This is a genomic window from Curtobacterium sp. PhB146 (genome assembly GCF_004342995.1).
Taxonomy (GTDB): Bacteria; Actinomycetota; Actinomycetes; order Actinomycetales; family Microbacteriaceae; genus Curtobacterium.
In genome coordinates, this window is sequence record NZ_SMBN01000018.1 from 1 (window position 1) to 4,366 (window position 4,366).

The 4,366-nt window shown below is 68.1% G+C and carries 6 protein-coding genes; 2 read left to right on the forward strand and 4 right to left on the reverse strand.

The features are described from left to right. Positions 1-369: 369 nt before the first annotated feature. A complete protein-coding gene (locus EDF33_RS19940) occupies positions 370-624 on the forward strand; it encodes a hypothetical protein (protein ID WP_131845521.1) in 255 nt (84 codons plus the stop codon). A gap of 30 nt (positions 625-654) precedes the next feature. On the opposite strand, the gene EDF33_RS19945 is transcribed toward EDF33_RS19940, so the two are convergent. The 4 genes from EDF33_RS19945 to EDF33_RS19960 all read right to left on the reverse strand — a co-directional run bounded on the left by EDF33_RS19945 (position 655) and on the right by EDF33_RS19960 (position 3,742). Further along, positions 655-1,554, reverse strand: coding sequence for a hypothetical protein (locus EDF33_RS19945; RefSeq protein WP_132100991.1), 900 nt, complete (start codon positions 1,552-1,554; stop codon positions 655-657). A 115-nt stretch (positions 1,555-1,669) separates the two neighbouring features. Continuing rightward, on the reverse strand, positions 1,670-2,011 hold the full coding sequence (locus EDF33_RS19950; RefSeq protein ID WP_132100992.1) for a GntR family transcriptional regulator: 342 nt from the start codon (positions 2,009-2,011) through the stop codon (positions 1,670-1,672). A 900-nt stretch (positions 2,012-2,911) separates the two neighbouring features. Next, on the reverse strand, positions 2,912-3,301 hold the full coding sequence (locus EDF33_RS19955) for a helix-turn-helix domain-containing protein (RefSeq protein ID WP_132100993.1): 390 nt from the start codon (positions 3,299-3,301) through the stop codon (positions 2,912-2,914). Between the two features lie 33 nt (positions 3,302-3,334). Further along, positions 3,335-3,742 (reverse strand): hypothetical protein, encoded by a 408-nt coding sequence (locus tag EDF33_RS19960; protein WP_207906734.1) that lies wholly within the window; start codon positions 3,740-3,742, stop codon positions 3,335-3,337. 203 nt (positions 3,743-3,945) lie between these two features. Between EDF33_RS19960 and EDF33_RS20340 the strand changes: the two genes are divergently transcribed. Further along, on the forward strand, positions 3,946-4,092 hold the full coding sequence (locus EDF33_RS20340) for a hypothetical protein (protein ID WP_159571989.1): 147 nt from the start codon (positions 3,946-3,948) through the stop codon (positions 4,090-4,092). The last annotated feature ends 274 nt before the right edge of the window (positions 4,093-4,366 follow it).

The window sequence follows — 4,366 nt, forward strand, 5'->3', positions numbered from 1 at the left end:
ATCACCGCACAGATCAAGTAACACCCCACGTACTCCGGCTGTGCATGGCAGACCGGAACGGCCAACGCCCCGTCGCTCGCGACGGGGCGTTGCTCATGCGTCGAGACCCCACGCAACATCCGAAGCCCAAACGTCACTTTCGCGGTGACCAGCTGCGCCCGAACGCGCGCCGCTGGGCAGCCCCCCAGTCCGCGCCTCCTTTCGCCGTGACTGGCCTCTGCGACACGTGGGTAGGTGCGGCAGCGAGGATCAGCAGCGCCAGCGCGAGCGCCCCGAGCCGACGGTGGAGGGCGAAGCGCACTCGGTGCTGAGCTGCTCCGCGGGTTAGCATCGCCCTGGGGCGGATGGTCTGCCATCAAGGGGGACACAGTGTCGGACATCATCGCGGTCGGGGAACACAAGAAACGGGTGCAGTTCAAGCTCCGCATCCAGATGGTCGCGTTCATCGCAGCGGTCGTCGGCGGAGCAGCGTTCGCCATCAACGGCGCCGCTCACCTGAACAGTGCCGCGCTCGGGGCCATCGGCCTCGTGGGACTGGGCGTGGCGATCATCGCGTACGTGTGGTCACGCATCTACGGGCTCGTCATCATCGCGAAGCACCAGGGACCGCCGAACCTGCGCTGACCGCGGTCCGGGTGCCGCACTGCAACACGCTCAGTGACAGGCCGTGTCAAGGGCAACGATCCGGCTGGTCGAGCCGATACCGTCCCCCCACGTGAAGATTCCGTGCAAGTCCGGAGACCCGGACACGTCGTCCGTGAACTCCAGCCGGCTCGAGCTGGCATCGACCTTCTGCTGCTGCAGATCAGCACCCGGCACGGTCGCCTCGACCGCTGCCCGGACCGCCGCGGCGGCGCGGACCGGGTCGACGGAATCATCGAGGAACAGGTCCCACCGGTAGAACACGCCCGCCTTCGGACCGTATCCCGCATCGCAGTGCCCCGTGGACGGGGTGACGCGGACAGACCGCGCCGCAGCCGAACCCGTCGGCAATGGCCGCCCGGCGGGCACGATGTCGTCCGGTGTGATCGCCAGCGCATCCAGTACGGCTTGGCTCACCGCGTCGAGTCGCTGCTTCGTCGCGGCCCGGCGTGCGGGAGCGTTGCGTTCCGCAGCCCGACCCGCCGGCGAGGCCGCGGTCTCCGATGCTCGGGCCTCGGCTCTCGCCGTCGCCAGCACCTCTGACCGCGGGTTCTCCCGCTCGTACGCCGCCTGCAGCCGCACCGAGGTCCGGATGATCGTCACCGACCCGGGGACGATCGTGCAGAGAGCGATACCCAGCGCCACAGCTCCGACCAGGAGCGCTGCACCCGGTGTCCCACGAGTGCGCCGGACGTCGACGATGCCCCAAACGAGCGCCCACCCGGGGATCCCGACACCGAGCACGATCGCGACGATTCCGTAGCCAGCGAACCCACCGGGACCGCCGCCGTCACCACCGTCGCCGCCGTCCTGCCCGTAGCCGGCCAGGAGACCGCCGAGGAAGTACGGCACGAACGCCACCAACAAGGCCACCAGCGCCGCGATCGCGAGACCAACGGACACCCCGCTCACCCGTCGTCTTCCTCCCGGCCCACCACCCGACACTTCGGTCACACCACTCCCAACGCCCGGGTGTCGTTTGAGAGCACGCTCTCCCGAACGACAGGGGCAGGCTACCGCCAGATGATTACCTGGCCCCGCACGAACAGTCACCCACGCACCCGACGAAGAAGTCTCGGTACCGGACGGGTCCGCCGATGAAGTACCCGCGGCCGGGAACGGAGCGCAGAAGGTCGTCGCGGATGAGCGCCCGGTAGGCGTTCAGGATCGTGTTGATCCTCAGCCCGGAGGTTGCTGCCGCAACCCGGTACGGCGGCAACTGATCCCCGATCCGAAGCGTGCCGTCGGCGATCGCGTCGCGGACGAGCTGCTCGACCCGATGCTGCAGAAGCCCGCTCGACCGGTGCCGCGATGGCAACACGACGCGGAACGCACCCGGCAGTGCCGACGTCTCGTCCTCGTCCCTCATACGCCGGCGCCCCTCGTTCGGTTGTGGCGCGGGGCGGGGCGGGACACCGGATCAGTAGCAGCCCACCCCGCTAACAGCGGGTACCACCCAACTGCTGCCCACAGTCTGCCCCAACCAGCCCCTCGTACCGAGCAGTCGATGACGAAGCCCGCACCGCGACGCCGGAAGCCCGCCCCAGTTCGCCGGACCCCCGGGAGCCTGCGTATGCGTTGGTGCCAGTGGCGCTCATCGGTGCCCTCACTGTCGGCACGATCTCGCTCGTCGTCGCCGCACTGCTGAAGTGACCCCGCTCAGCGCGGTCCGCGGGACGGTGTTGGTTCCCGGGGGCGACGGAACGTTCGGGTCATCCCGCCACCCCGGGATAGCGCACTCCCCCACCAGCCTCAATGCAGGAACGGCAAGTCTCTCGAACGGGAAACGAGTGTCACGCAGCATCACCGCCGCGGAGCGCTCCAGTCAGGATAGAACCGACTGTTCACCGGTGGAACCCTCTATCCGGTTCCCCGGAACGAGGTTCGGGATGTCGGCCACGCACCACACGCCACCGACATCCCGCACGCGCCACATCCTGACCCGAACAGGGGGCGCACCCCCAAGCCTGCGCGCACACGTATGTGCTGACAAGTCGGCACTACAGAGGACTGAGCATCGATGACGGGCCGGACGGGGCATGTCTGGCTGCCACCCGAAGACAGCCAGACTTCCCCCTGCGCGACGATGTCGCGGTGTCGGATCCGGCCGCGGTTTCCCTGTCCGCGACCGTGAGACCGACTCAAACACGTACGGGGTCGACCGGTGAGCCCCACAATGGGGGGAAACGCTCGGCTTCCCAGTGTTGGCGGGGTTTCACGGCCGCCGGGATATCCGCCAGACGCAGCTACCGAGCAGTCGCCGGAGCCGTCAGACTGGCAACCGAGCACGTGCAGCGTGGGCGGTGTCGGACGGTGTCTCCCCGTACTGGGCCCGGTAGTAGCCGGAGAACCGGCCGAAGTGCGGGATCCCACTCGCCGCTGCTGCCGTTCCGACCGGCTGGTAGGGGTTCGCGAGGATCATCGTTCGTGCCCGGTGCAACCGCAGCAGCCGGACCACGGCCGATGGCGGTATGCCCAGGTCCCGCTGGAACGCTTCCTGCAAGCCACGCTTGCTGTACCCGCTCGCCGCCGCGATCTCCGGCTCCGTCAACCGGCCCCGATACCGCGCTTCGATACAGACCAGCGCTCGAGCCACCGCGGGTTTCTGCGCGCCAACATCAATCCCCACCGCTGCGAGCTCGCCCGTCGACGCCGACATGGGTTGACCGTAGACCCAACCTCCGAACCACGGTCACGAATTGAGGAGACCACCCCCGAGGACGGCTGCCGCCGCCGGCACGGTCTGCTCGAGACGGTAGAACGCGCCGACCTCGGCGGCACCGTCGACGTCGGTGAGAAAAAACGCTCCGCTCTCGAGCATCACCCGGCCAACGAGCCGGTCCGTCTGACCCTCGATGATGTCCCACTCGGTCTCCGACCGACTCCGTAACCGCAACGCGTTCACACCAACACCCCATCCCTGCCCGGCCGCGCGCTCGGGAACCGGAACAGCATGATGCTCACACACCGTCAGCGCCCACCCCGCAGGCCCCACCGCATGCGGACGGAACGACACCGCCACCACCCCCGGCAACCGGCACTCATACCGGGCGCACTGCACCTCCCACGCGACCGCCGTCAACATCTCCCACTCCCCCACCGACCAACACCGGGAACCTCCCAGTCGCAACGGGAACGTAGCCCGCAACCAGACCCACAGACGAACCGGGCATCGCCCGAGCGGGCTAACCGGATACGCGACGCCGCCCTCACCCACCAGCCGCCGGCATGGCCCGGTAGCCGATCGGCCTCCGGCACACCTACCAGTGGCAAGCTGACTTGAACTGCTTGGAGGCCTACGTCGTGAACTCAATCCTGCTTTTGCTCGCCGGCCCTGCCGGCGGCGCTGGTTCTCAGCACGGCATGTCCGTGCCGGTATGGCTCATCGTTGCGGCCGTTGTTGTCATCATCATCGTCGGAACGGTTGGCATCCTCCGGCGTCGTCGCTGACGTGTCCGATAGCCGATCCCTCGCCGCACGGTCCTCAGATGCTGCTCGGTCCCGTTGCCTACGGACTTTGCTTCGAACGCCGCGCGTAGGGCCGATTTAGGGTGGCCCGTCGACGGCCACCACCAGCACTCCGGACCAGAACAGGGGAACCGTGCCGATGACGCTCACGCAGCAGAGACGCCTAGGGCGTGTCTTGTAATTGGGGGCGGGGTGGTTCCGGGATGCTGGTCCCGTGTCTCGATTCCAGCTGCTCTCGGATACCCAGTTCGCGTTG

Coding starts and splice junctions, on each gene's coding strand:
- EDF33_RS19950 (WP_132100992.1), bottom strand. CDS start 2,011: ATGAGGGACGAGGACGAGACGTCGGCACTGCCGGGTGCGTTCCGCGTC.
- EDF33_RS19955 (WP_132100993.1), bottom strand. CDS start 3,301: ATGTCGGCGTCGACGGGCGAGCTCGCAGCGGTGGGGATTGATGTTGGC.